This is a genomic window from Desulfovibrio psychrotolerans, assembly GCF_013340305.1.
Taxonomy (GTDB): Bacteria; Desulfobacterota; Desulfovibrionia; order Desulfovibrionales; family Desulfovibrionaceae; genus Halodesulfovibrio; species Halodesulfovibrio psychrotolerans.
On record NZ_BLVP01000036.1, the window covers coordinates 72591 to 95343 of the forward strand.

Annotated in this window: 27 protein-coding genes and 1 tRNA gene; 25 read left to right on the forward strand and 3 right to left on the reverse strand. The window is 59.4% G+C overall.

Features of this window, described 5'->3' with window-relative positions; all coding sequences use genetic code 11:
* Position 1: 1 nt before the first annotated feature.
* The 16 genes from HUV26_RS14870 to HUV26_RS14945 all read left to right on the forward strand — a co-directional run bounded on the left by HUV26_RS14870 (position 2) and on the right by HUV26_RS14945 (position 12279).
* Complete coding sequence (locus tag HUV26_RS14870; protein WP_174410930.1) at positions 2-295, forward strand: head-tail joining protein; 294 nt, start codon at positions 2-4, stop codon at positions 293-295.
* Complete coding sequence (locus HUV26_RS14875; RefSeq protein WP_174410931.1) at positions 292-816, forward strand: phage tail protein; 525 nt, start codon at positions 292-294, stop codon at positions 814-816. The genes HUV26_RS14870 and HUV26_RS14875 overlap by 4 nt, the downstream gene beginning before the upstream one ends.
* 2 nt (positions 817-818) lie before the next feature.
* Positions 819-1337 (forward strand): hypothetical protein, encoded by a 519-nt coding sequence (locus HUV26_RS14880; protein ID WP_205245159.1) that lies wholly within the window; start codon positions 819-821, stop codon positions 1335-1337.
* Positions 1315-1986, forward strand: coding sequence for a phage baseplate assembly protein V (locus tag HUV26_RS14885; protein ID WP_174410933.1), 672 nt, complete (start codon positions 1315-1317; stop codon positions 1984-1986). The genes HUV26_RS14880 and HUV26_RS14885 overlap by 23 nt, the downstream gene beginning before the upstream one ends.
* 51 nt (positions 1987-2037) lie before the next feature.
* The gene (locus tag HUV26_RS14890) at positions 2038-2373 is read left to right on the forward strand and encodes a GPW/gp25 family protein (protein WP_174410934.1); all 336 of its coding nucleotides are present in this window, start codon (positions 2038-2040) and stop codon (positions 2371-2373) included.
* Positions 2370-3284 (forward strand): baseplate assembly protein, encoded by a 915-nt coding sequence (locus HUV26_RS14895; protein ID WP_174410935.1) that lies wholly within the window; start codon positions 2370-2372, stop codon positions 3282-3284. Before HUV26_RS14890 ends, HUV26_RS14895 begins: the two co-directional genes overlap by 4 nt.
* Positions 3277-3963 (forward strand): phage tail protein I, encoded by a 687-nt coding sequence (locus tag HUV26_RS14900; protein WP_174410936.1) that lies wholly within the window; start codon positions 3277-3279, stop codon positions 3961-3963. The genes HUV26_RS14895 and HUV26_RS14900 overlap by 8 nt, the downstream gene beginning before the upstream one ends.
* A complete protein-coding gene (locus HUV26_RS14905) occupies positions 3956-6178 on the forward strand; it encodes a phage tail-collar fiber domain-containing protein (RefSeq protein ID WP_174410937.1) in 2223 nt (740 codons plus the stop codon). The genes HUV26_RS14900 and HUV26_RS14905 overlap by 8 nt, the downstream gene beginning before the upstream one ends.
* A 9-nt stretch (positions 6179-6187) precedes the next feature.
* Positions 6188-6646 carry a phage tail assembly chaperone gene (locus HUV26_RS14910; RefSeq protein WP_174410938.1) on the forward strand — a complete coding sequence of 153 codons (459 nt, stop codon included), beginning with the start codon at positions 6188-6190 and terminating at the stop codon, positions 6644-6646.
* A gap of 14 nt (positions 6647-6660) precedes the next feature.
* Positions 6661-7869, forward strand: a complete 1209-nt coding sequence (locus HUV26_RS14915) for a phage tail sheath C-terminal domain-containing protein (protein WP_174410939.1) — start codon at positions 6661-6663, stop codon at positions 7867-7869.
* On the forward strand, positions 7869-8378 hold the full coding sequence (locus HUV26_RS14920; protein WP_174410940.1) for a phage major tail tube protein: 510 nt from the start codon (positions 7869-7871) through the stop codon (positions 8376-8378). The genes HUV26_RS14915 and HUV26_RS14920 overlap by 1 nt, the downstream gene beginning before the upstream one ends.
* A gap of 8 nt (positions 8379-8386) precedes the next feature.
* On the forward strand, positions 8387-8629 hold the full coding sequence (locus HUV26_RS14925) for a phage tail assembly protein (protein ID WP_174410941.1): 243 nt from the start codon (positions 8387-8389) through the stop codon (positions 8627-8629).
* 126 nt (positions 8630-8755) lie between these two features.
* Positions 8756-10663 (forward strand): phage tail tape measure protein, encoded by a 1908-nt coding sequence (locus tag HUV26_RS14930; protein ID WP_174410942.1) that lies wholly within the window; start codon positions 8756-8758, stop codon positions 10661-10663.
* Positions 10664-10672: 9 nt separating this feature from the next.
* The gene (locus HUV26_RS14935) at positions 10673-11068 is read left to right on the forward strand and encodes a phage tail protein (protein ID WP_174410943.1); all 396 of its coding nucleotides are present in this window, start codon (positions 10673-10675) and stop codon (positions 11066-11068) included.
* Positions 11068-11280 carry a tail protein X gene (locus HUV26_RS14940; protein ID WP_174410944.1) on the forward strand — a complete coding sequence of 71 codons (213 nt, stop codon included), beginning with the start codon at positions 11068-11070 and terminating at the stop codon, positions 11278-11280. Before HUV26_RS14935 ends, HUV26_RS14940 begins: the two co-directional genes overlap by 1 nt.
* 3 nt (positions 11281-11283) lie before the next feature.
* The gene (locus tag HUV26_RS14945) at positions 11284-12279 is read left to right on the forward strand and encodes a contractile injection system protein, VgrG/Pvc8 family (protein WP_174410945.1); all 996 of its coding nucleotides are present in this window, start codon (positions 11284-11286) and stop codon (positions 12277-12279) included.
* 112 nt (positions 12280-12391) lie between these two features.
* On the opposite strand, the gene HUV26_RS14950 is transcribed toward HUV26_RS14945, so the two are convergent.
* Positions 12392-12487, reverse strand: a tRNA-Ser gene (locus tag HUV26_RS14950).
* Positions 12488-12802: 315 nt separating this feature from the next.
* Between HUV26_RS14950 and HUV26_RS14955 the strand changes: the two genes are divergently transcribed.
* Positions 12803-13399, forward strand: coding sequence for a rhodanese-like domain-containing protein (locus HUV26_RS14955; RefSeq protein ID WP_174410946.1), 597 nt, complete (start codon positions 12803-12805; stop codon positions 13397-13399).
* 350 nt (positions 13400-13749) lie between these two features.
* Here the strand turns inward: HUV26_RS14955 and tadA are convergent, their stop codons facing one another.
* Both tadA and HUV26_RS14965 read right to left on the reverse strand, forming a co-directional pair.
* Positions 13750-14292, reverse strand: a complete 543-nt coding sequence (gene tadA, locus HUV26_RS14960) for a tRNA adenosine(34) deaminase TadA (RefSeq protein ID WP_174410947.1) — start codon at positions 14290-14292, stop codon at positions 13750-13752.
* A gap of 1 nt (position 14293) precedes the next feature.
* Complete coding sequence (locus HUV26_RS14965; RefSeq protein WP_174410948.1) at positions 14294-14950, reverse strand: LOG family protein; 657 nt, start codon at positions 14948-14950, stop codon at positions 14294-14296.
* 219 nt (positions 14951-15169) lie between these two features.
* Between HUV26_RS14965 and HUV26_RS14970 the strand changes: the two genes are divergently transcribed.
* The 8 genes from HUV26_RS14970 (at position 15170) to HUV26_RS15005 (ending at position 22710) form a co-directional block, all read left to right on the forward strand.
* On the forward strand, positions 15170-16777 hold the full coding sequence (locus tag HUV26_RS14970; protein ID WP_174410949.1) for an MBL fold metallo-hydrolase RNA specificity domain-containing protein: 1608 nt from the start codon (positions 15170-15172) through the stop codon (positions 16775-16777).
* 13 nt (positions 16778-16790) lie between these two features.
* On the forward strand, positions 16791-17363 hold the full coding sequence (gene rsmD, locus HUV26_RS14975) for a 16S rRNA (guanine(966)-N(2))-methyltransferase RsmD (protein WP_174410950.1): 573 nt from the start codon (positions 16791-16793) through the stop codon (positions 17361-17363).
* Entirely contained in the window at positions 17339-17851 is a 513-nt protein-coding gene (gene coaD, locus HUV26_RS14980; protein WP_174410951.1) for a pantetheine-phosphate adenylyltransferase, read from the forward strand. The genes rsmD and coaD overlap by 25 nt, the downstream gene beginning before the upstream one ends.
* A gap of 12 nt (positions 17852-17863) precedes the next feature.
* A complete protein-coding gene (gene miaA / locus HUV26_RS14985; protein WP_174410952.1) occupies positions 17864-18796 on the forward strand; it encodes a tRNA (adenosine(37)-N6)-dimethylallyltransferase MiaA in 933 nt (310 codons plus the stop codon).
* Between the two features lie 139 nt (positions 18797-18935).
* Entirely contained in the window at positions 18936-20117 is a 1182-nt protein-coding gene (locus tag HUV26_RS14990; RefSeq protein ID WP_174410953.1) for a murein transglycosylase domain-containing protein, read from the forward strand.
* 126 nt (positions 20118-20243) lie between these two features.
* Entirely contained in the window at positions 20244-20843 is a 600-nt protein-coding gene (locus tag HUV26_RS14995; protein WP_174410954.1) for an OmpH/Skp family outer membrane protein, read from the forward strand.
* A 267-nt stretch (positions 20844-21110) separates the two neighbouring features.
* Complete coding sequence (glpX, locus tag HUV26_RS15000; protein ID WP_174411074.1) at positions 21111-22094, forward strand: class II fructose-bisphosphatase; 984 nt, start codon at positions 21111-21113, stop codon at positions 22092-22094.
* A 154-nt stretch (positions 22095-22248) separates the two neighbouring features.
* Positions 22249-22710 (forward strand): hypothetical protein, encoded by a 462-nt coding sequence (locus HUV26_RS15005; RefSeq protein WP_174410955.1) that lies wholly within the window; start codon positions 22249-22251, stop codon positions 22708-22710.
* Positions 22711-22753 lie beyond the last annotated feature (43 nt).

A 22753-nucleotide genomic window follows, 5' to 3' on the forward strand; every position in this document is an offset into this window, starting at 1 on the left:
CATGGCTATGCAGGAAGACTTTACCGACTTCCTGGACATTGAAGAGTTCGCCGTAAAGGTGCAGGCAGAAAACCCTGCCCGCACCTTTGCGGCGATTTTCGATAACCAGGGAACGCTTACAACCATCGGCAGCGTGGAGCTTGAAACAACGGCCCCCACATTGACCTGCAGGTACAGCGATGTGCAAGACTTCGCACGCGGCGAAACGCTTTGCACCGTGCAAGGCAAGGTCTTTGACGTGGATCGGGTGGAACCGGACGGAACCGGAATGGCTATGGTCATACTGATACCATGAGCAAGCAGTACATGCAGATAAGCCTGGCGCAGATCGAAGCCATAGCGCGAGACTTTGCCGCCACGCAAAAGGATATTGAGGCCGCCGCCCGCCGTGCTGTCAGCAAGACAAGCCGATGGTGTGGCGGCCTGCTTGTCCGTATGGTGGCGCGGGAAACCGGCATACAGCAAAAGACCCTGCGGCCGCGCCTGCGCATCTACACCAGGGGCAACCACATGACCGCCCGCGTGTTCTTCGGGGCATCGGCCATACCTCTTGCCGGGCTGAATCCACGCCAAACAGCAACCGGCGTGGTTGCGGGCAAGGTGGAACGGCGGCGCGCCTTCATCGCCAATAACAAGGCCGACGAACGACAGGTTTACCGCCGTGTATCCCGTGAGCGCCAGCCGCTTGCCATTCAGTTTGCTCACATTGACAAGGAAGTGGACTTTGCCGTGCTCAACGAGGTGTTGCCCCTGCTGGAAAGCCGCTTCTACCGCATCTTTGAACAGGAATTACGATGGGAAACCCGCAAGAAATAAGCATGCAAGCCGCGCATGAAGCCATACAGGAAGGCTTACGGCAAGCCTTTCCCGTGCTTTCCGTGATGGCTTACGAAAGCCTAAAAGAAAGGGTGGCGTGCCCGGCCGCGTTTTTGAACCTGGCGGCCTTGGAACCGGGGGACGATGTGGGCACGGAACAGCTTGCCGTGCGCATCCGGTGGGAACTGCACCTGGTTATGCACTTCAAGGCAGCGAACGTGAACCTTGAAATCTGTGCCCTAGTGGGCGCTGTGTCAAAATGGCTGCACGGGAACCGTTTCGGCCTGCCTGCACATCCTGCGGAGTTCGTCGGGGCTTACCCTGATGAATGGAAGCCTGAACAGCGCGCCTATGAAGAATGGCGCATCGAATTTGAGCAACGCGTATATCTGGGCGCATCCGCATGGACAGACGAAGGCGTAATTCCGCAAACTGTGCTGGTGTCCTGGTCGCCCCGTGTGGGAGTGGACTATAAACCGGAGTATACTGAGGTGACCGATGCAGAGTTACCCACTGTCTGAACTGGATAGACGTCTGGCTAACCTGATCCGGTGGGGCACCATAGAGGCGGCGGACTATTCGGCCGCGCGCGTGCGGGTACGGTGTGGTTCCGTGGTAACGGATTGGTTGCCCTGGGTAACGGCCCGCGCGGGCGGTGACGTGTCCTGGTGGGCACCCGAAGCAGGCGAACAAGTGCTTATCCTGTCCCCGTCAGGCGAGACAGGGCAGGGCGTTGTACTGGTGGGGGTGTTCCAAACCGCCCATCCGGCACCGGCGAACACCCCGGACGTTGCCCGTATGGTCTTCAAAGACGGCGCGATTATCGAATATGACCGGGCCGCGCATAAGCTGGCGGCCACCATTCCCGGTGATGTGATGGTGCAGGCCACCGGGGACATTACGGCAAAGGCGGGGAAAGAGGCGACAGTAGAGGCTGGCACAAAGATTTTTCTTACCGCCCCCCAGGTGCTTGTTGAGGGCACATTGACCACGGCGGGCGGGCATGATGATGAAGGCCAAACCATAGGCGAGGAATACAAGCACGCCCATACAGAGCACAAAGGCAGCTACACCCTTGAAGGGGATATGACCGTGAACGGCAATGTCACTATCAACGGAGACTGCACCGTTACCGGAACCTTGCGCTATGGGGCCATTGCCCCCTTGTAGACTGCAAAAACCGCAGAGGAAGCAACTTGCCGCGCATCGTATAGCCTACGTATGCGCGGCATTGATTCTTCCACCGGCAAGCCGCTTGAAGGACTTGCCCACCTCAGACAGTCCATTCGGGACATTCTTACCACGCCCATAGGTTCCCGCGTGATGCGTCGGGAATATGGGTCACGCCTCTTTGAATTGGTGGATTCTCCCGCCAACGAAGCAAACCGTATTGAATACATTGCCGCCACTGCCGAAGCCCTAGACAGATGGGAACCGCGCCTGCGCGTTACCCGAGTGCAGGTTTCGGCCACGGATGCGGGCAAGGTGCTTGTGGCGCTTGATGGCGTGTACCTGCCGGACGGCCGGGAAATCACAATGGACGGGTTGCAGATATGAGCGGCTTTGATGCCATTGACCTTTCCGGCCTGCCTGCGCCCGCCGTGGTGGAAACGGTGGATTATGAAACCGTGCTGGCCGAAATGCTGGCGGACCTGCAAGAGCGGGATACCGCCTTTACCGCCCTGGTTGAATCCGACCCCGCCTATAAGGTGCTTGAAGTTGCCGCCTACCGCGAAACCCTGCTGCGCCAGCGTGTGAACGACGCGGCCCGCGCCGTTATGCTGGCCTATGCCAGCGGGGCGGACCTGGACCAGATAGGCGCGAACTACAACGTGGTGCGCCTGGTCATTGATCCGGGTGACCCTGACGCCTACCCGCCGGTTGCCCCCACCTATGAAACCGATACCGCGTACCGCAGGCGCATTCAAATGGCGCTTGAGGGTGTGAGCGTTGCAGGTTCACGCGGTGCCTATACATTTCATGCATTGAGCGCCGCCGATGAAAACGGCGTTTCCCTGGTCAAGGATGCCTACCCTAATAGCCCGACCCCTGCGCATGTAGTTGTGTACGTTCTCGGGCGTGATGGTGACGGCACGCCGGATCAAAGCACCCTAGATGCAGTGGCCGAGGCTGTGAACCGTGAGAAGGTGCGCCCCCTTGGCGACTTGGTGACGGTTGAGCCTGCGGGCATTGTTGAATTTTCCGTTTCGGCCGTGCTGCATGTGCTTGATGGCCCGAGTACCGCCACGGTTACCGCCACGGCACAGGCCGCCCTGCAAACTTATCTGACCGCCTGCCACGTTATCGGGGCAGGGGTGGCACTTTCCGGCATATACGAAGCCCTGCATGTTGCGGGCGTGCGTCGTGTTGAACTGACCGTACCGGCACAGGATATTACCGTACAGGCATCCGAGGCCGCGTATTGCATCGGCATCGATGTAACGGCCGCAGGGGGCGCGAATGGCTAGCCTGTTGCCCATCAGCGCTACGCCGCAAGAGAACGCCACGGCGCTTGCCATCGCCCGCCTTTCTGACGTGCCGGTCCCCGTGCGCGATGTGTGGAACCCGGACACCTGCCCCGAAGACCTGTTGCCCTGGCTTGCCTGGGCTTTCTCCGTTGATATGTGGGACGATGCCTGGACTACGGACCAGAAACGCGCGGCCATCAAGGCAAGCGTGGAAATCCACCGGCACAAGGGTACCCCCTGGGCTGTTTCTTACGCCCTGGGCGTTCTCGGGTACGAAGCGCACCTGCAGGAATGGTTCGACTACGGAGGCGATCCGTGCCGGTTCAAGGTCAGTTTTGCCCGCAATCTGCCCATCTCAAGTGCCACCATCGACCGCATGTTCGGCGTTATCCAGCGCTACAAACGGCATGCCGCCCACCTGGATGCCCTGGTAACGCCCAAGGGCACGGTGGCCGCCCCCACTGCAGTGGGCTTTGTCCGTATGCCCGTTGTGATACGGGCCGCTATCCACTTCGACGTGGGCACAAATGAATCTCATCCCGTGGCCGTGGGCGTTGTCCGTTTCGGCCAGAGCATAACGGCAACGGTGGTCATGCCTGTTGTGACCGTTCAGCAACCGCAAACCTATGGCGTTGGAGTGGTCCGAATGGCCGCCCCGCTGGGGGTAACACATGAGTGATTTTCGTAAAATGAGACTGACCCCGGACGGCCGGGAACTGCTTGCCTTGGCGCACCAGGGAACGCCGCTTGAGTTCTCCGCAATCGTTTTGGGGAATGGGGTATGGACTGAGGCGCAACAGGCGGACGCCAGCGTTTCCGCTCTGGTAAGCCAGAAGGTGAGCGTTACCATTACCAAAATCACGCAGACGGGTGATAGTGCCCGGCTTGAGGCGCTGTTGACGAACGCCGCGCTTGTGGCCGGATTTTCAATTACGGAAATCGGCATTATCGCCGCGCACCCCACGCGGGGCAACATTCTATACATGGTCGATTACTGCGCGCCGGAAAAGGCCAGCTACATACAGAGCAAGGACGGCGTACCGATTGAGGTACCCCTTGCTATTGATGTGCTGGTGGCAAGTTCACAGGACGTGACCTTGACCATTGACGATAGGTTTTTCGGTGCTACCCGCCAAGACATTTCGGACCATAATAACAGGCCCGATGCCCACGGCGTGCTGCTGGATTCCGTCCGCGCCCATGCGCCGCTGGTGATCGTGGCGGGCAGTGCGGATATCTGGGAAGGCGAATCCACGCAACTGCTCATACAGGACTGGCACACCTATGAATGGGCGTCTGAGGTCAAAGTGCGCATCACCGATGCAGGCGGTACGGACCGTACCGCGCTGTGGACCGTTACCCCCAACCTGACCACGGGCCGCATCGACCTGACCGCCCCGCAGGTGGATGCGGATCAGACCTACGGCGTGGCGGTGCAGGTGTGGGAGCACGGGCTGGTGCGCTCTCACTGGACGCAGCCGCTCACCATAAACGTAGGCGATGTGCCCATCAACCGCCCCGCCATAACCGCGCCCGCTGCCGGGGCAACTGGCGTGGGAGAGACGCCCACCATAACCACCGGCGCATTCAGCGCGGATGCGGACCAGACCCACGCGGACGCGCAGATGCAGATTGCCACGGACAGCGGTTTTGCGGCCATAGTGCGCGATACCGGCAGCCTTGGCCCGGTGACGGCGTATGCTGTGCCGCCCGGCATCCTGACCACCGGGCATGTCTACTACGTCCGCGCACGGCACAAGGGCAGCGATGGCAACTGGTCGCCGTGGTCGCCCGTGAGCAGCTTCTTTACCGCCGCCAGCTTCATCTACGTGGACCGCCCGGTGAACACCTCGCCCGTGGCAGGCGCGGGAGAGATTGGCGAGACGCCCACCCTTGCCGCGTCCGCCTATTCGACCAATGGCACGGGCGACCATGCCCACACCCGTTTTCAGGTGGATGTGGCAGGTGGAGACTTCTCCGCGCCGGTGCATGATTCCGGCCTGCTGGGAGCCGTGACCGAGTATGCCATCCCTGCGGGCGTGCTGGACGTGGCCACGCAGTACATATGGCGCGTGCAGTATACGGATGATTCCGCCGGGCCTGTCGCGTCCGAGTGGTCCAGCCCCACGGCGTTTACCACGGCGCAGACCTTCCTCACGCCATGGCCGGAGTGGGATGAAATGCACGAGATGACGCTTGCCCACCCCGACACGTTCGTGTGCCTGTTCGACAACCCCAATGCCGGGGGCAACGAGCTTGGGTCCGGGGGAGGATTGTCCGGCACCGCTGCAACGCTGGTGCAGGGCGGCAACCTGCCCGGTGCAACGGGCTCACCCGGCAGGCGGACGTTTGATGCCGCCCACTATCTGACCATCCCCGAAGCCGTGCTCCAGATGCTGTGCCGAACGCAGTTCACGCTTGTACTCAAGCGCGGACCGACCAACAATGTGCAGGGCTCCGCAATCACCTTCCACCTTGGGCCGTCTGTGGCAGCCCCTGTGTACCTTGTTTCAATGGGGATGTGGCACGGAGCCGGTAACACCAGCTTTGAAATCACCGTCGCCGGGGCCAATATATGGGACTACAAACACCTTGTGGCTTCCTACGTGGAAGAGCAGGCGCTGTTCGGTAACGCTGATCTGTACTTCGCAATCTGGAGTGACGGCGCGAATGTGCGGGTGGGCATTTCCAAGGTCAAGCCGACTAAACTGTCGGAGATAGCTGTGCATGCAGTTGCGCAGATTCCGCCGTCCAGCTTTGCACTCGGCACCCCTAACGCATCCAAGCTGAACCGGATCAACAACTACGTGTACAATGCTCAGTACTGGCCCCTTAACGGCGCGTACCATTACCTCGTCGTCAGCCGCGAATGCCTCATCGACAACAACGCTTAGGAGCACGCCATGCAGATACTGGATTGCACCACGACTACATACATGGACCAGCACGGCGGTGGAACCCGCTACCCGGACCTTGCCGATACGCCGGTGCTGGACTGGATTGAGCGCGGCCAGCGCCTTGTGCTGTATCTGGGCTGCGACGAGGCAACCGCGCAGGCACTTGCGGAAACCAATGCGCCCTTTTCCGTGCGGATCGTGGCCGCCGAAGAGGTGGCGGATTTTGTTTGGCAGGCCACCCGTACCAAGCGCAATGACCTGCTTTCCGCTGCCGTCGGCATACGTGACCGTCACCGGGACGAAAGGGAGCTTGTAGCCGCTGCCGTCCGTACTGAAACAACGCTCACCGAACCGCAGTTTATCGAACTGCTTACCTACATCGACGCACTCAGACAGATTCCGCAGGGATTTCCGTATCCGGCTGCGGTTGAATGGCCCGAAGCGCCCGTGTTTATTAACCAGTAACAGAGAGGTTTACCATGCCTGAACAGTTCTTACACGGCGTGGAAGTCGTTGAAATCGACGCCGGGCCGCGCCCGATCCAGACGGTAAAATCGTCCGTTATCGGCATTGTGGGTACCGCACCCGATGCGGACCCGGCGGCCTTCCCGCTGAATACCCCCGTGCTTATTGCTGGCAGCCGCAAGGAAGCCGCCAAACTGGATACCGTGGGCGACTATGCCGGAACTCTGCCCGCAGCACTGGACGCCATTCTGGATCAGTGCGGCGCGATGGTGGTAGTGGTCCGAGTGGAGGAAGGTGCGGACGAAACCGTAACTATGACCAACGTGGTAGGCGGCGTGGACGGCGTAACCGGCCAATACGAAGGGGTGCAGGCGTTGCTGGCATCCAAATCCGTACTTGGATTCACCCCGCGCATTCTGCTTGCCCCCGGCTTCACGCACCAGCGGCCGGAAGATTCCGAGAACCCCGGCACGTACCTGAAAAACCCTGTGGCCGCAGAACTGGAAGGCATAGCCGAACGCATGCGTGCGGTTATCCTGGTTGACGGGCCGAATACTAACGACGCGGCCGCAATCGCTGCAATCGGGGATTACGGTACAGCCCGTGTGTACATGGTGGACCCCTGGGTGAAGGTGTACCGCAACGGCGCATATGCGAATGAACCCGCAAGTGCCCGCGTTGCAGGGGTTATTGCCCGCACGGATAACGACAAGGGCTTCTGGTGGTCCCCGTCGAACAAGCCCATTTACGGCATTTCCGGCACGTCCCGCCCGGTTGATTTTACCCTGGGTGATGCCAATTGCCGAGCCAACGCCCTGAACGAAAAGAAGGTCGCCACCATCATCAATGAAGGCGGCTATATCCTGTGGGGCAACCGCACCGCGTCCACTGACAGCAAATGGCTGTTCCTGTCCGTGCGCCGCACGGCGGACATGATTAACGAAAGCCTGCTGCAGGCGCATATGTGGGCCGTGGACCGCAATATAACGAAAACCTATGTTCAGGACGTGATTGAAGGCGTGAACGCCTACCTTCGCCACCTGAAAGCCGTTGGCGCAATCCTGGGCGGTTCCTGTTGGGCGGACCCGGAATTGAACACCCCGGATCAAATTGCCCAGGGCAAGGTGTACTTCGACTTCGACTTCACCCCACCGTACCCCGCCGAGCACATCACGTTCCGGTCCCACCTGGTGAACGACTACATTACGGAGGTCTTTGAATAATGGCCGTTGCAAGCGACATTTTGAAAGGGTTTGCCGTGTTCGTGGACGGGCGCGGCTACGCCGGGGAAGTGCAGGAACTGCAACTGCCTAAGCTGGCCCTTACCACCGAGGATTTCCGTGCCGCAGGTATGGACGCCCCCGTGGGTGTTGAAACCGGCATGGAAAAGCTTGAAAGCACCATGACCACCCCCAAGCAGTGCGCCGAACTGCTCTCCCTTTTCGGCCTGACCACGGGAGGCGAAACGCAGCTTACCGCGCGCGGTTCCCTGGAATCGTTCGACGGCACCGTTACCCCTGTGGTTGTGCAGATGCGGGGCAAGGCCCGGTCCATCGAACCGGCCGCATGGAAGCAAGGGGAAGTCGGGGCGTCTACGTACACCTTCGACCTCACGTACTACAAGCGGGAGCAGGGCGGCACGGTCCTGCATGAAATCGACGTAATCAACATGGTCCGCATCATCGGCGGCACCGATCAGCTTGCCGCACGGCGTAGCGCCCTGGGTATGTAGGGGAAGGTATGAAAACAGAAATCACATTGAGTTATCCCGTGGAAATGAACGGCGAAACGGTTACGTGCCTCAACATGCGCCGCATGAAGGCGCGGGACCAGGTGGCCGTTGCCAAGCAGGGCGGTACCGATGCGGAACAGGAAGTGCGCCTGTTTGCGAACCTGTGTGAGGTTGCCCCCCCGGTCATTGAGGAACTGGATATGAAGGACTACCGCAAGTTGCAGGAAGCCTACCGGGGTTTTTTGTCCTAGATGAGGCGACCACCCGGAGGGCCGTGCTGGTGCTGGCCCATTACACCGGGTGGCCCCTCTCTGAATTGCTTGACCTGACACTTGAAGAATTGATGGCGTGGGTTTCCGCCCTGCCCAGGGGAAATAATGGCTGATAAGCGCAAGTATTCCGCAGTAATCGAAGTGGGAGCCGCCGTGGCCGGGTCTATGCGCACCGCAATGCGTACCGTGCGTGGTGACTTGTCCGGCGTGGGTGACTCCATCCGAGACCTGAAGGACAAACAGGACAAGCTTAACGCCTATGACCCCACCTCTGTGCGCAAGGCTGGCCGTGAGTACCGGGACCTGAAACGGGAAGCGGCCGCCCTGCGCAATGAGTATGAGCGGGCGGAAAAGCCCACGGCCGCCATGAAGCGCGCTATGGATCAGGCGGAACGATCCGCAGTCAAGGCGGAAAAGACATACAACACCAAGCGCGAAGCCCTAGACAAGCTGGAAAAGGAACTTGTTGCCGCCGGGGTGAACACGCATAACTTTGCCGGGGAACAGAAACGCCTTGCCGCAGAGATGGGGCGCGCCCAACGCAAGTACGAAGCCTTCCAGAAAGCCTTAGATGCTGACGTAGGCGGCAAGTTCAAGAACATGGTAGGCGAGGCGGCCAAGTTTACCACCGTTGTTGCGGCCGGAACCACCGCCATAGGTGCCGCCGTTACCATGACAAACAGCATGACCGCCAAGCAGGAAGGACTTGCAAAGTCCCTGGGCATTTCCGGCCAGTACATGCGCTTATGGGGCGGTATCGCTTCCGAAGCTGGACTTGAAGCGGATAACGTGGGCGACCTCATTGAAGAGATGAGTAACAAGCTTGGTGAATCCAAGGGGCTGGAAGAGATAACGCCCGTGACCGAAGCGTTGCAGATTCTCGGGTTGCGGTTTGAAGAGTTGAAGGACTTGAAGCCCGAGGAACAGTTTAACCGCATTGCCGAAGCCGCAAAGAACCTGGACGATCATCAAGAGGCCGTTTCCGCCGCTGACATTCTTATGGGCGGCGAGGCGAACAAATTTATCGGCTACCTGCGTACCCGCAAGGAAGGCGTGAACGATTTGTTGGAGCAACAGAAGCGCCTCAACCTGCTTTCCGAGGAAGGAACGAAGGGTGCCTTTGCCTACACCACGGCCATGAACCGCTTCACTACCGTGGTGGGCAGTGCCTGGCAGGAGGTTTCCGGGCTAATCGGCGGTGCGCTGGCCCCACTTATTGAAGAGATGGGGCCGAAGCTGGCCGACTGGCTGCGCGAGAACCGCGCTACCATTGTGGGCGTGGGTGAATCGTTCAAGGAATCCATCCCCAAGATTGTTGCCTTCGGGCAAGGGTTGTGGAGCGTGTTGCAGTCCGTCGGGTCTGCTGTGTCCTGGGTGGCGGATAAGTTGGGCGGGTTTGAAAATTTGGCTATGGCCGTGGGCGTGCTTATGGCGTCCAAAACTGCCATTGCCGCGTTCCAGTTCGGGCAAAGCCTATGGCAAGTCGGTAGCGCCCTGGCCCCGCTTGTATCAATGGCGTTGCCTGGCCTGGCATCCGGCATGTTGGCCGTGGGCGGTGCTCTTAAGGTCGTGGGGGCTGCCGTAATGGCAAACCCGTTGGGTCTTATCATAACGGCCATCGCGGCCGCCGTGGCGGGAGTGTATCGCCTGGTTACCGCGTGGGACGATTTGAAAAAGGCGTTTGAAGTGGGCGGGGTATGGTCCGCCGTTAAAACTTTTTTCGGGGCGGACGTGCCGGAAGTGGGCGACGCTGTGAAGCAAGGCACCGGCGGCAAGATGGCATCCGGCACCGTGCCGGGCACTGCTATTCCTTCGCCGTCTGTGCCCGATCTGCCGCCCATTCAGCGCGGCGGAACGGCCACGGTTACGAATACGGTAGGGGATATTCATATCAGTGGGGCACCTGGGCAGGACCCCGAGGCCATAGCGGATGCCGTGGCCCGCAAAATCAGAGAACGCCAGGAGGCGCAAAGCCGCCGCGCGCTGTACGATGATGCCAGCGTGGCGTGGTAGGGGTAGGGCATGGCCGGAATCATGATGAAGCTAGGCGGGTATGTGTTTTCGCTGGATACGGCCGCGTACCAGCAATTTGCCCGTACCACGGCATACCGCTGGCAGGCGCTTGAGCGCGTGCATCAGCTTGCCGCGCTGCAATTCACCGGACCGGGTGAAGACTCCATTACCTTGAACGGGACCATTCTGCCCACCTTCCGGGGCGGCCTGGGGCAGTTGGATGCCATGCGCGCGCAAGCCGCCAAGGGGGAACCGTTGATGATGGTGGACGGGCGCGGCTATGTGCATGGCCGGTGGGTTATCCTGGGCGTGAACGAGACGCAAAAGACATTTGAGAAGGGCGGCGCACCGCTGCAGGTGGATTTCTCCATACGCCTGCGCAAGTATGATGAGGGGCTTAAGTGATGCAGTACCGCACGAAAGACGGGGACACGGTAGACGGTATTTGCTGGTGTTACTACGGGAACCAGGCGGGCACGGCCACGGCTGTTGCCCTGGTGCTGGAAGCGAACCCAGGTCTTGCCGATCATGGCCCGGTGTTGCCTGCAGGCGTTTCTGTTCTCCTGCCTGACCTGCCTACACCCGTGGCAGAGCAGGGCGTAAGCCTTTGGGATTAGCATATGGCCGTTGAAACCTTCCGCCCGTCATACCGTATTGAAGCCAACGGTAACGACATTACCGCCGCGATCCGTGAGCGGTTTCTTTCTTTGACCATTACAGACGAAGCCGGGCTTGCGTCCGACTGTTTAACCCTGGAACTGGACGACAGCGGCACCGGCATAAACCTGCCCGCCACGGGCGCGGAATTGCGCGTATGGTTGGGGTATGAAGGTGCCGCCCGTTTCATGGGCCTGTATGTGGTGGATGAAATTGAATTGAAGGGGCCGCCGGATACCCTGACCATTACGGCCAAGGCCGCCCCGATGAAGGATAGCAAGGCGTACACCGCCCTACACACGCAGCATAACCGATCATGGACGCCGCGCACCCTGGGCGACCTGGCCGCGTCCATTGCGGCCGAACACGGACTTACCCCGGCCATTAGCCCTGCGCTTGTTGCCCACCAGTTGCCCCACCTGGACCAGGTGGACGAAAGCAACATGAACCTGTTGACGCGGGTTGCAAAGAGCGTGGGGGGCATTGCCAAGGCGAACGACGGCAAGCTGATTATCGTACCGCAGGGAGAAGGAAAGACCATAAGTGGCAAGAGCATGCCCACGGTTTCCATTGCCCGCACCAGCGGCACAAGCCACACCGTGAAATTGATAGGCCGCCAGGACTACCAGAAGGTTGTGGCCGTGTGGCGCGATGCCAACGCCGCCCAGGATGTGGAAGCCGCTGCCGGTGCCGGTGAGCCTGTGCGTCGCATCCGTCACGTATACCCGGACCAGGCTGCCGCCGAGAAGGCCGCGCAAAGCTCTTTGGAAGCCTACCGCCGTGGAAAGTCCACCCTTTCAGTAAGCCTTCCCGGAAGGCCAGAACTTGCCGCAGAGGGGCGCGCTATCCTTTCCGGTTTCCGTTCCGGAGTGAATGGCGAATGGAGCATTACCCGCGTAACGCACAAGTTGAGCGCTGGCGGGTATGTTACGGATGTGGAAGGCGAGGTGCCGAAGTAGCGGATAAAAACAAAATCACGCCAAAATCACGCCAAAAGACGTTTTTAAGCGACACTGAGGAAACAAAAATAGCCACAAAGCGTTTAGCTAAGTGGCTATTTTATTTACCCTATGGCGGAGAGGGTGGGATTCGAACCCACGTAGAGGCTATTAACCCCTAACTCGATTTCGAGTCGAGCGCGTTACGGCCGGACTTCGCTACCTCTCCGCTTGCTTCGTGTATCCTTTCGGGCACCTCGAAGGGATTTGGTTTCTAAGCTATTTTGTACCCACACGCAAGCGGAAAGTGGTACAGTGGCTGCACAAGGGAAAAGCTCTTAGCAGGAACGGCCTCCGGGATGGGGCGGCATGCGGGTTGCGCATGCGGGTTGCTGTTTCGGGCAACTGCGTCCGGCTTATCCCTTCCGTAACGGCAGCCGGGGCAGGGTGCATGTTTTGTTTGTAAAATATACCCGAAGGGGGTATGTTGCGGCCTTATCGAATCATCCCTCCGCAGGTCGGAGGCTTTCAAGGAGATGCACATATGGCTTCCGTATCCCATATCACACCGGAAAACGCGCGAAAGATGGCACAGGATGGCACGGGCCTGCTGGTAGACGTGCGCACCGTGGGCGAGGTGCTTGGCGAATCGCTGCCCGGTTCCGTCTATCTGCCGTTTGATCTTGTAAACGCAGAACGTCTGGCCGGAATGGGCGTTCAGGGCAAAAAGCCCATTCTGGTCTGCCGGTCCGGCACACGGGCGGCGCAGGCCGCAGAGTCGCTTGCTCAGGAAATGGGCGATGTGGCCGTGCTGGATGAAGGCATAGCAGGCTGGAAAAAGGCCGGGCTTCCGGTAGATGAAGGAAAAAAAGGCATGCCCATAGAGCGGCAGGTGCTGGTGGGCGCGGGGGCCATGGTGTTCATGTTCACGCTGCTCGGCCTGCTTGTCTCGTCCTTCTTCTTCGCCTTTGCCCTGTTCATAGGCTGCGGGCTTATGTTCGCCGGGTTTACAGGCACCTGCGGAATGGCCCGCGTGCTGGTGATGATGCCGTGGAACAAGGCCCCCCTTGGCGGCTGCGGCGCATCATGCGCGGTGGGGGCATCTGCCGCCGGGACCGCCGGAACCAAGGGGCGCGGCTAGCCCCCTTCTTCGCAGATGGTGCAAGCTGCTGGCGCACTACAGGTTACCAGTTGGCGAACGTCTACGAATGTCTGCGAATGTCTGCGAATGTCTGCGGACGGTTGCGAACGCCTGTGAACGATGGCCGATCACTGGCAGATCACTGGCTATCTTCGGCTGATGTCTGACAACAGGCTGGTAACAGACTGACGAAAGGCCCGCGAAAGGCTGACAACAGGCTGGCACTAGAATGACAAAAGGCCCGCAAAAGGCTGACATAAGGCTGACAAAAAGGCCCGCCCGTGCGTTACGCGGGGCGGGCCATTGTATTTGCTTGGGGGGGCAGCGGGCGTTGCAGGGTCGTGGGCGGCTCACTCTTTGCGTTTCAGCCGGTCCTGTTCGGCACGCCTGCGCCGGAAAAAGGCAGAAAGCTGCTCGCTGCATTCTTCTGCCAGCACGCCCCCGGTATGCCACAGGGCGTGGTTGTGAAAGTCCAGTTCCAGCCCGCGCATCCTGGAAACCACGGCCCCTGTTTTAGGGTCTGCCGCGCCGAACACAACCCCGCGTATACGGGCATGCACCATGGCCCCCACGCACATAAGGCACGGTTCCAGCGTTACCACAAGCACGGCATCCTCCACGCGGTGGTTGCCAAGGGTTCGCGCTGCCTCGCGCAGGGCCAGAATCTCCGCGTGCGCCGTGGGGTCGCGGTCCGTTATGGTGCGGTTGCAGCCGGTGCCGGATATGGCCCCGTCCGGGGCCACCAGAACAGCCCCCACAGGCACCTCGCCCAGAGCTTCCGCCTTGGCGGCTTCGACCATGGCAAGGCGCATGAAAGCCTCCCACGTGGGGTGCCCCTGCGGCGGCGTGCAAAGCTCCGCAAGGCGGTGTTCCAGTTCTCTCCGGGTGGTCATGTTAAATGATCACGTGCTTCTTTATGTGGCTCACCACCTGTTCCGGCGTATCCAGCACGGTGATGAGGTCAAGTTCCTTCTCGTTGATGAAGCCCCCCTTCACCATCTGGTCGCGGGTCCAGTCCAGCAGGCCGTTCCAGAACTCGCTCTTGTACAGAATGATGGGGAAGGGCTTTATGCGGTGGGTCTGCGTCAGCACAAAGGCCTCGGTCAGCTCATCCAGCGTGCCAAACCCGCCGGGCATAACCACATAGGCCATGGCGTACTTTATGAACATGAGCTTGCGCACAAAAAAGTAGCGGAAGTTGCAGCGCACGTTCATGTAGTTGTTGGTGTGCTGCTCCATGGGCAGGTGGATATGCAGCCCCACCGAGGTGCCGTTGGCGGCAGATGCCCCCTTGTTGCCGGCTTCCATCAGTCCGGGCCCGCCGCCGGTAATAACGCCGTATCCGGCCTCCACCAGCATGCGGGCGATATCTTCCGTTTCCTTATACAACGGACTCTCCGGCGCCACGCGGGCAGAGCCGAATATGGAAACGCACTGCTCCAGTTCGCTCAGGGTTTCAAATCCGTCCACCAGTTCAGACATGATTTTGAAAAGACGCCACGACTCCTTGATGGACAGGCTGTCGATAACGTATTGCTTCGATGAAGGCATATGGTCTCCTTTCGGGCGGCAGGTGCCGAATGCTGTTTCGTGATTGCGTGGTAGAAGGGCAGGAACGCTGCCATATCCAAGTATACCGGTTTCACCCTCTGCACGCAACCAGTGGAAATCGCTTGCGCTTGGCGGTATCTGCCGCCATAGTGGAGTGCTTCTGGCGCCAACGCGCAACACATCTGAACACACGTATAACGGGCGTATAACGAGCGGAATATGAAGATACAGTTTTTGGGAGCCGCGCAGACAGTGACCGGCTCCTGCTATATGATAGAGGTGGGCAACAGGCGGTTCGGCATAGACTGCGGCATGCATCAGGGCAACCGCGAGATCGAAAAGCGCAACGTGGATGCGGATATCTACGAGCCGGAGCGGATAGACTTTTTCTTGGTGACGCATGCGCACATAGACCATACCGGACTTTTGCCGCGCATGGCACGCATGGGATTCAAGGGCACAGTCTACTGCACGGAACCCACGCGCGACCTGCTGGAAATCATGCTGCAGGACAGCGCCCACATTCAGGAAATGGAAGCGGAATGGGCAAGCAAGAAGCAGAGCCGCAAGGGCAAAAAACCTGTGGAGCCGCTCTATACGCAGGACGATGCCGCAAGGGTCTCCCGCTTTTTCAAGACCGTGGAATACAACAAGAGTTTTGAACCCTGCCCGGGAGTGCGCGTAACCTACAGAGATGCCGGACATATTCTGGGTTCTGCGTTTCTAGAGGTGCATGTCACCGAAAACGGCGACAACACCCGGCTGGTCTTTTCCGGCGATCTGGGCCGCCCCAACCAGCTCATGGTGAACGACCCCGATGACCCCGGCATGGCAGACTACCTTTTTCTGGAATCCACCTACGGCGACCGCGACCACAAGGACAGCAGCACCAGCCGCGTGGAACTGGCGGAAGCCATTGCATACAGCTACGGGCATGGCGAAAAGGTCATCATTCCCGCCTTTGCCGTGGAGCGCACGCAGGAGGTGCTCTACACCCTGTACCTGCTGGATAAAGAAGGCAAGCTGCCCAAAGATATGCCCGTGTATCTGGATAGCCCCCTCGCCATACGCGCTACGGAGATTTTCCGTAAGCACCCTAAATACATGGATGACGAACTGCGCAAAATTATGGATTCAGGCGAAGATCCGCTTAATCTGCCCAATCTGCGCTACACGCTGAAAACCCATGAATCCACAGCGCTGAACACCATGGAAGGTCCGGCCATCATCATTTCCGCCAGCGGCATGTGCAACGCGGGCAGGGTAAAGCACCACCTGCGGCATAATATCTGGAAAGAAGGTGCCTCCATCGTCTTCGTGGGCTATCAGGGACAGGGCACACCGGGCAGAAAGATCGTGGACGGAGCGCAAACCCTGCGGCTGTTCGGTGAAGATGTGGCCATAAACGCCAGGGTTTTCACCATCGGCGGCTTTTCAGGCCACGCGGGGCAGAGCCAGATTCTGGACTGGGTTGCCCCCATCGCCCGGCCGCAGATGGAGGTGTTTCTGGTCCACGGCGAAGAACGCTCCCAGACCCCTCTTGCGGAACTGCTGCGTGAGCGGTTCAATCTTACCGTCCATGTTCCCGATTATCTGGAACAGATCACCCTCAAGCCCGGGCGCGATGTCCAGGTGGCGCTTGACCCGCAACGCGCACAGCCCCGTGTGGACTGGAGCTTCCTCATCGCGGAAACGGAAAGCAAGATGGCGCAGGTGCGTCGCCGCCTTGAGCGTGTGGAAGAGAAGGACTGGGTTGAGCAGGTGGAAATCCGGGATCGTCTGGTGGAACTGAACAGCGAAATCCTGAGCTTTCTGTCTCAGGCGTAGCGGGTAATCATCTATGCGGATCATTTCGGGAGAATACGGCGGCAGAAGTCTGAAGACCACCACCGGGCCGGGTTACCGTCCCGCCACTTCCAAAGTGCGGGGGGCGGTGTTCTCCATGCTGGAGGCGCGGGGACTGTACTGGCCGGATATCCGGGTGCTGGACCTCTTCGCGGGCAGCGGCTCGCTCACCTTCGAAGCCCTCAGCCGGGGAGCAGCAGAAGGCTGGTTTGTGGAGATGAACAAGAAGGCGGCTGCCCTGATAACAGAAAATGCCGTGGCGCTGGACATTGCACCGCACAGGTACCGCGTGTTCGCGGAAGATATGCGCAACGTGCTGGCAAAGCGTCCGGCTGAGCCGTTCGATCTTATTTTCATTGACCCGCCCTACGGGTTCAATCACCTGACCCCCGCACTCAAAGCCGTGCTGCGCACCGGCTGGCTGGCGGTAGGCGGCTTCGTCTGCGCCGAGGTAGAGTCCAAGCTGCCTCTGCCCGCAGAAACGGACCACCCCGATCTGGAACTTCTCGCCAACAGGGCCTACGGCCAGACAAGGATATTGCTATGGACAACAAGGGAGAGCGCATAGCCGTCTACCCCGGCACCTTCGACCCCCTGACCAACGGGCACGTCAGCCTCATCAAGCGCGGCTGCCAGATATTCGACAAAGTGGTCGTGGCCGTTGCCAACGATACCCCCAAGTCGCCGCTGTTTTCCATAACGGAGCGGGTGGCCATGGCGGAGGAGGTCTTTGCCAACGACAACCGCATTGTGGTGGAATCGTTTTCCGGCCTGCTCGTGGACTATGTGGAGCGCAGGGGGGCGGGGGTCATTCTGCGCGGCCTGCGGGCCGTTTCGGACTTTGAGTATGAGTTCCAGCTCGCGCTCATGAACCGCAAGCTCAAGCGGCACATCCAGACCGTGTTCCTGATGACAGACTACCAGTGGCTGTACATAAGCTCCACCATCGTCAAGGCGGCGGCAAAGCTCGGCGGCGACATTAAAGGATTGGTTCCGGACAGCGTCTACCGTAAGCTGCGGGAAAAATACGGCTACCCCTATCCGTTGAATATGTAGGCCGGTATCGTCATGTCCAGCATTCCCGTTGTTTGCCTTGTCGGCCCTACCGGGGCAGGCAAGACAGCCGCCTCGCTCCATCTGGCCCGGCGTTTTACCGGCTGCGTGATCAATCTTGATTCGCGTCAGGTCTACCGCGATTTCCCCATCATCACCGCTCAGCCTTCGGCAGAGGAGCAGGCGAGTTGCCCGCACCGGGGCTACGGTTTTCTGCCCACTGAAGAAAAGATATCCGCAGGGCGGTTTCTGGATATGGCACACAAGGCCGTGGCCCAGACCCGCGCGGAAGCCCGGCTGCCTCTGCTTGTGGGCGGCACCGGCCTGTATCTGCGCGCGTTGTTGGACGGTCTGGCCGATATCCCGCAGGTGAACCCGGAAATCATGCAGCACTACGAGGCGGAATGCGACCGCATAGGCCCGGAAGCCCTGCACGTGCGCCTTGCCCTTACAGACCCGCAATACGCTGCCCGTATCCACCCGCACGACAGGCAGCGCATCTGCCGCGCGCTGGAAGTATACGAAGGCACGGGCAAAACCTTCAGCTGGTGGCATGCCCAGCCGGTGGCAGCATCGCCGTACCGCGGCCTGCGCATAGGCATCCGTACCGACCTTGCCGCCTTAACTCCCCGGCTCGGCGTCCGCATAGAACATATGCTGGCGCAGGGGGCGCTGGAAGAGGCGCGCGCGGCAAAAACACGGTGCGATAACCCGCAGGCTCCCGGCTGGTCCGGCATAGGCTGCGCCGAACTGTACAGATATCTGGCGGGCGAACTGAACATGGAAGAATGCAAGGCTCTGTGGTTGAAAAATACCCGCGCCTATGCCAAGCGGCAGCTTACATGGTTCCGCCGTGACGGGGCTGTGCATTGGGTGGAAGGAACGGACTTCACCGCCATGGACGCACTGGTGGAGGCGTTTCTGGAGCAATCTGCCGCCGGAGAATAGGTGTCACAGCCCGACCGGGCCTGCCCTTTCCCAACGTTGGATTGTGGCAGGTGGATGCATGCTTTTCAGCATGGCCCGGTAATGCGGAGCACGGTGCGACGGGTCAACCGCATCGCAGAACAATGAACAGGAAGGAGACATGAGACGGCTGGTATCGTTGATGATTTTGGTATGCCTGTGCACGGGCATGGTTTCCGGCTGCACGGCCTCGCAGGCGGTTCGGGCAGGAAGGATTGTTGCAGCGCGCGATGTGCAGGGCGCCGGAACCTGGGCTGCGGAAAAAGGCGCAGGCTATGCGCTAAACCCCAAGCAGCTTGAGGCAGATATCAAGCGGTTCACTGAGCGGCTCGCATCCTTCCGCAAATCCACCCGGCGCGTCTGGGGTGAAAAAGATGCGCAGGAACCGGAACCTAAAAAGTACGTCAAATACACCCAGAATTATCTGAGCAGGGCACTGGTAGATTTCGATGCAGGTGTCATCACCGTAGAAACCGCGGACCAGCAAGACCCGCAAAAGAGCCTGAAGAACGCCATCGTCACCACCTTGCTCACTCCCTATGATCCGCGCGGGCTGGACCTGTGGTCCGACAGCGAGGTCAAGCTGGGCGAAACCCCGTATCTGCTGGGGCAGGTGCGTGATTACGACGGCGAAGTGCTGCGCTACATGTGGCGTACCGAGCGGTTCGCAGACATGCTCATCCGGCGCGAGAGGCGTATGCGGCAGGTGCAGGCGGAAGGGGGCTACCGCACCGTGCACTCCGTGCAGATTCCCATGGTGTCCAACCACGGGCATTTGCGGGCTCTTAAGTTCAAAGAATATGTGGATCTGTATTCCCGCAAATACAACCTCAGCACCAGCCTCGTCTATGCGGTGATAAAGACGGAAAGCGATTTCAACCCGTGGGCTGTAAGCCATGTGCCCGCATACGGCCTCATGCAGATTGTGCCCAAAACCGCGGGAGCAGACGTCCATGCCTTCCTGCACGGTTCACAGGGCTACCCCTCATCCGGTCTTCTGTACCAGCCGCAGAGCAATATCCAGTATGGGTCGGTCTATCTGCACCTGTTAGATACCCGTTATCTGGCGTCTATCCGCAATCCGGTATCCAGAGAATACTGTGTCATTGCGGCATACAACGGCGGGGCAGGCACGGTGCTGCGTACCTTCCATGCAGACAGGGCCAGGGCCGTGGATGTCATAAACGGCATGAGCCCGCAGCAGGTGTACGAAAAACTTACCCGCTACCTGCCGTATCAGGAAACAAGACGGTACCTTGGCAAGGTGGTGGCGGCGCGTAAGGAATTTGTGGGCTTTCAGTAGTCAATGTGGCCCCCGCTCTTGTGCATGTGCCAAGGGTGGTTTATCAATGCACTTCCGCATGGGCACAAGGCCCTGTGCGGCAGGGTGACGTGAAACGGAATATTTTATCCAACACATGGAGTTCATATGAAAAAAATGGCACTTTTCGGTATCCTGTCCCTCGCACTTGTTATGGGATTGGGCGGCTGCAACAAAACGGAACAGGCCGGTCCCAGAGTGGCCGTGGTAGATGCCGGAAAGGTATTTCAGGAGTCCGCCCCCGGTAAGGCCGGCGTAGCCTATCTGGAAAAGATCAGCATGTCGGCGCAGGAAGAATTCAAGGCTATCCAGACAGAGGCCGAAAAGGACAACTCGCAGGAATCCATGATGAAGATGCAGCGCGTGCTGGGTGATATCCAGCAGCGTATGAACTCCGAACAGCAGTTGGTCATCGGCAAGCTCAACGAAGCCTTCCGCAAGGTGCTGGACGCCTATCTTGCTGAGCGCAAGCTGGATGTCATTCTGCCTTCCGATCAGGTCATGTCCTTCGGTCCTTCGGCCGATGTGACCAATGACATCATCGCCGCCATGAACAAGGAAACGGTGGTGTACGAGTCCGAAGACGTTGTCCCCGCAGCGCCTGAAGCCGTTCCTGCGGCGGAAGAGGCAGCAGCAAAGCAGGATGAAGCAGCTCAGCCCGCGTCTGAAGCACCCGCCGCCCCCGCAGCGGAAGAAAAGAAAGAATAGAACGTTTTTCCGCCTGTTTCAGCCCGCCTCCCGCCTCGTTTCAGGCGATGGGCGGGCTTTTTCATATCCTTTGCGGTTCGGCCCGTCTTTTGTCTTGAAGCCTGCACCCGCGTAGGGTACATTGCCGCGCTTGTGAATGGCGCGGTCCTGCTGCGTTGTTGCAAAGCGATCAATATGATTCTTTCCATCGGTTCGTTTTTTTCATACTATGCCTCATGCCGCCACAATGTGTGGCCGGAAACCGTTTTCAAGCTGGAGGAGTACCTCATGGAAGCCCCGGAAAAGAACCTTGCTCTGGACCTTGTCCGTGTTACGGAAGCAGCTGCGCTGGCATCCGCCCGGTGGCTCGGCAAGGGTAATAACGATGCGGGAGACGCTGCGGCGGTAGATGCCATGCGCCTGTCTTTCAATTCGCTGAACATCAAGGGCACCGTCATTATCGGTGAAGGCGAAAAAGATAACGCCCCCATGCTGTACTGCGGAGAGAAGGTCGGCACGGGCAACGGGCTTGCCGTTGACGTTGCCGTAGACCCCGTAGAGGGCACCAAACTCCTTGCCTACGGGCGTCCCAACGCCATTTCCGTTGTAGGCACCGCTCCTGCGGGCACCATGTATAATCCCGGTCCCAGTTTTTATATGCAAAAGCTCGTGGTGCCCCCGGCAGCACGCAACGCCGTGGATATTGACGCCCCTGTGAAGGAAAACCTGAACAACATCGCCAAGGCACTTGGCAAGGATGTGGACGACCTGGTGGTCTTTGTTCTGGACAAGCCCCGGCATGAAAAGCTCATCGCCCAGATCCGGCAGGCGGGGGCGCGCATTCAGCTGCATACGGACGGCGACGTGGCTGGCGCGCTTATGGCGGTGGACCCGCGTTCTGAGGTGGACGTGATGATGGGCACCGGCGGCACTCCAGAAGGCGTTCTCGCTGCCTGCGCCATTAAGGGAATCGGCGGACAGCTGTTCGCCCGGCTCGACCCCCAGTCCTACGTGGAAAAGGAAGCCATTCAGGAAGCAGGCATTGACCTGCGCGAAATTCACACCGTGGACACGCTCGTCCGCAGCGACGATGTGTTCTTTGCCGCCACCGGTATTTCCGGCGGCACCTTCCTGCGCGGCGTGCAGTATACCGGTGATGGAGCCATTACGCATTCCATGGTCATACGTGGCAAGACCGGCTCTATCCGCTACATGGAAGCCATTCATAACTGGAGCCGCCTGATGCGGATCAGTTCGGTTAAATACGACTAGCAGAGCAGACAGCAAGCACAAGCCGACTCCTTACGGGTCGGCTTTTTTTCTTGGTGCAGTTTTTTTCGCCATCAGCGGCGTGCTGGGCGTAGAGTGTGTTGAGAGTCTCTGTGAACGTACCTGAAAGTATCTGTAAGAGTATCCGGGAGGATGTATGCAGAGCACGGTTCGCCTGTTGGGGGCGTTAGTTTCGGTCGTGTTACTTCTGTGTGCCGGGCAGGTTTTTGCGGCGCAGGAAGGGGAGAAAGGCTTCCATGATCAGCCGCCCATGACCAATGCGGAAGTGGAACGCTTCATAGCGGACTTTCCCGCCTTCAAGCAATGGATGATGCATGAAGGCGGTGATGCGCAGCCCGTGGTGGATGCAAAGGGACAACCCTCTTTCCTGTGGGATGCAAAGACCGCCGTATGGTTCTCCGGCAAGGAATGGACACCTGAGCGGTTCTTTTATGTCATGACGCATTGTTCCGCAGCCGTTGCGCTCATCCGGTTCGGAAGCGAACTTGCCGGTGATAAGCGTCCGCCGGATATGCCCGTCATAGATGAGTACGAGATGAATCTCGTCAGGCGGTATGAAGAAAAGCTGTTGCAGGCTCTTTCCGCCAATACGCAATAGCGGCAGGCTTCGTCCGTCCCCCCCCCCCCCCCCCCCCAAAAAA

Bases quoted from the DNA above. Each gene is read 5' to 3' on its own strand.
- HUV26_RS14870 (WP_174410930.1), top strand. From the start codon at position 2: ATGGCTATGCAGGAAGACTTTACCGACTTCCTGGACATTGAAGAGTTC.
- HUV26_RS14875 (WP_174410931.1), top strand. From the start codon at position 292: ATGAGCAAGCAGTACATGCAGATAAGCCTGGCGCAGATCGAAGCCATA.
- HUV26_RS14880 (WP_205245159.1), top strand. From the start codon at position 819: ATGCAAGCCGCGCATGAAGCCATACAGGAAGGCTTACGGCAAGCCTTT.
- HUV26_RS14885 (WP_174410933.1), top strand. From the start codon at position 1,315: ATGCAGAGTTACCCACTGTCTGAACTGGATAGACGTCTGGCTAACCTG.
- HUV26_RS14890 (WP_174410934.1), top strand. From the start codon at position 2,038: ATGCGCGGCATTGATTCTTCCACCGGCAAGCCGCTTGAAGGACTTGCC.
- HUV26_RS14895 (WP_174410935.1), top strand. From the start codon at position 2,370: ATGAGCGGCTTTGATGCCATTGACCTTTCCGGCCTGCCTGCGCCCGCC.
- HUV26_RS14900 (WP_174410936.1), top strand. From the start codon at position 3,277: ATGGCTAGCCTGTTGCCCATCAGCGCTACGCCGCAAGAGAACGCCACG.
- HUV26_RS14905 (WP_174410937.1), top strand. From the start codon at position 3,956: ATGAGTGATTTTCGTAAAATGAGACTGACCCCGGACGGCCGGGAACTG.
- HUV26_RS14910 (WP_174410938.1), top strand. From the start codon at position 6,188: ATGCAGATACTGGATTGCACCACGACTACATACATGGACCAGCACGGC.
- HUV26_RS14915 (WP_174410939.1), top strand. From the start codon at position 6,661: ATGCCTGAACAGTTCTTACACGGCGTGGAAGTCGTTGAAATCGACGCC.
- HUV26_RS14920 (WP_174410940.1), top strand. From the start codon at position 7,869: ATGGCCGTTGCAAGCGACATTTTGAAAGGGTTTGCCGTGTTCGTGGAC.
- HUV26_RS14925 (WP_174410941.1), top strand. From the start codon at position 8,387: ATGAAAACAGAAATCACATTGAGTTATCCCGTGGAAATGAACGGCGAA.
- HUV26_RS14930 (WP_174410942.1), top strand. From the start codon at position 8,756: ATGGCTGATAAGCGCAAGTATTCCGCAGTAATCGAAGTGGGAGCCGCC.
- HUV26_RS14935 (WP_174410943.1), top strand. From the start codon at position 10,673: ATGGCCGGAATCATGATGAAGCTAGGCGGGTATGTGTTTTCGCTGGAT.
- HUV26_RS14940 (WP_174410944.1), top strand. From the start codon at position 11,068: ATGCAGTACCGCACGAAAGACGGGGACACGGTAGACGGTATTTGCTGG.
- HUV26_RS14945 (WP_174410945.1), top strand. From the start codon at position 11,284: ATGGCCGTTGAAACCTTCCGCCCGTCATACCGTATTGAAGCCAACGGT.
- HUV26_RS14955 (WP_174410946.1), top strand. From the start codon at position 12,803: ATGGCTTCCGTATCCCATATCACACCGGAAAACGCGCGAAAGATGGCA.
- tadA (WP_174410947.1), bottom strand. From the start codon at position 14,292: ATGACCACCCGGAGAGAACTGGAACACCGCCTTGCGGAGCTTTGCACG.
- HUV26_RS14965 (WP_174410948.1), bottom strand. From the start codon at position 14,950: ATGCCTTCATCGAAGCAATACGTTATCGACAGCCTGTCCATCAAGGAG.
- HUV26_RS14970 (WP_174410949.1), top strand. From the start codon at position 15,170: ATGAAGATACAGTTTTTGGGAGCCGCGCAGACAGTGACCGGCTCCTGC.
- rsmD (WP_174410950.1), top strand. From the start codon at position 16,791: ATGCGGATCATTTCGGGAGAATACGGCGGCAGAAGTCTGAAGACCACC.
- coaD (WP_174410951.1), top strand. From the start codon at position 17,339: ATGGACAACAAGGGAGAGCGCATAGCCGTCTACCCCGGCACCTTCGAC.
- miaA (WP_174410952.1), top strand. From the start codon at position 17,864: ATGTCCAGCATTCCCGTTGTTTGCCTTGTCGGCCCTACCGGGGCAGGC.
- HUV26_RS14990 (WP_174410953.1), top strand. From the start codon at position 18,936: ATGAGACGGCTGGTATCGTTGATGATTTTGGTATGCCTGTGCACGGGC.
- HUV26_RS14995 (WP_174410954.1), top strand. From the start codon at position 20,244: ATGAAAAAAATGGCACTTTTCGGTATCCTGTCCCTCGCACTTGTTATG.
- glpX (WP_174411074.1), top strand. From the start codon at position 21,111: ATGGAAGCCCCGGAAAAGAACCTTGCTCTGGACCTTGTCCGTGTTACG.
- HUV26_RS15005 (WP_174410955.1), top strand. From the start codon at position 22,249: ATGCAGAGCACGGTTCGCCTGTTGGGGGCGTTAGTTTCGGTCGTGTTA.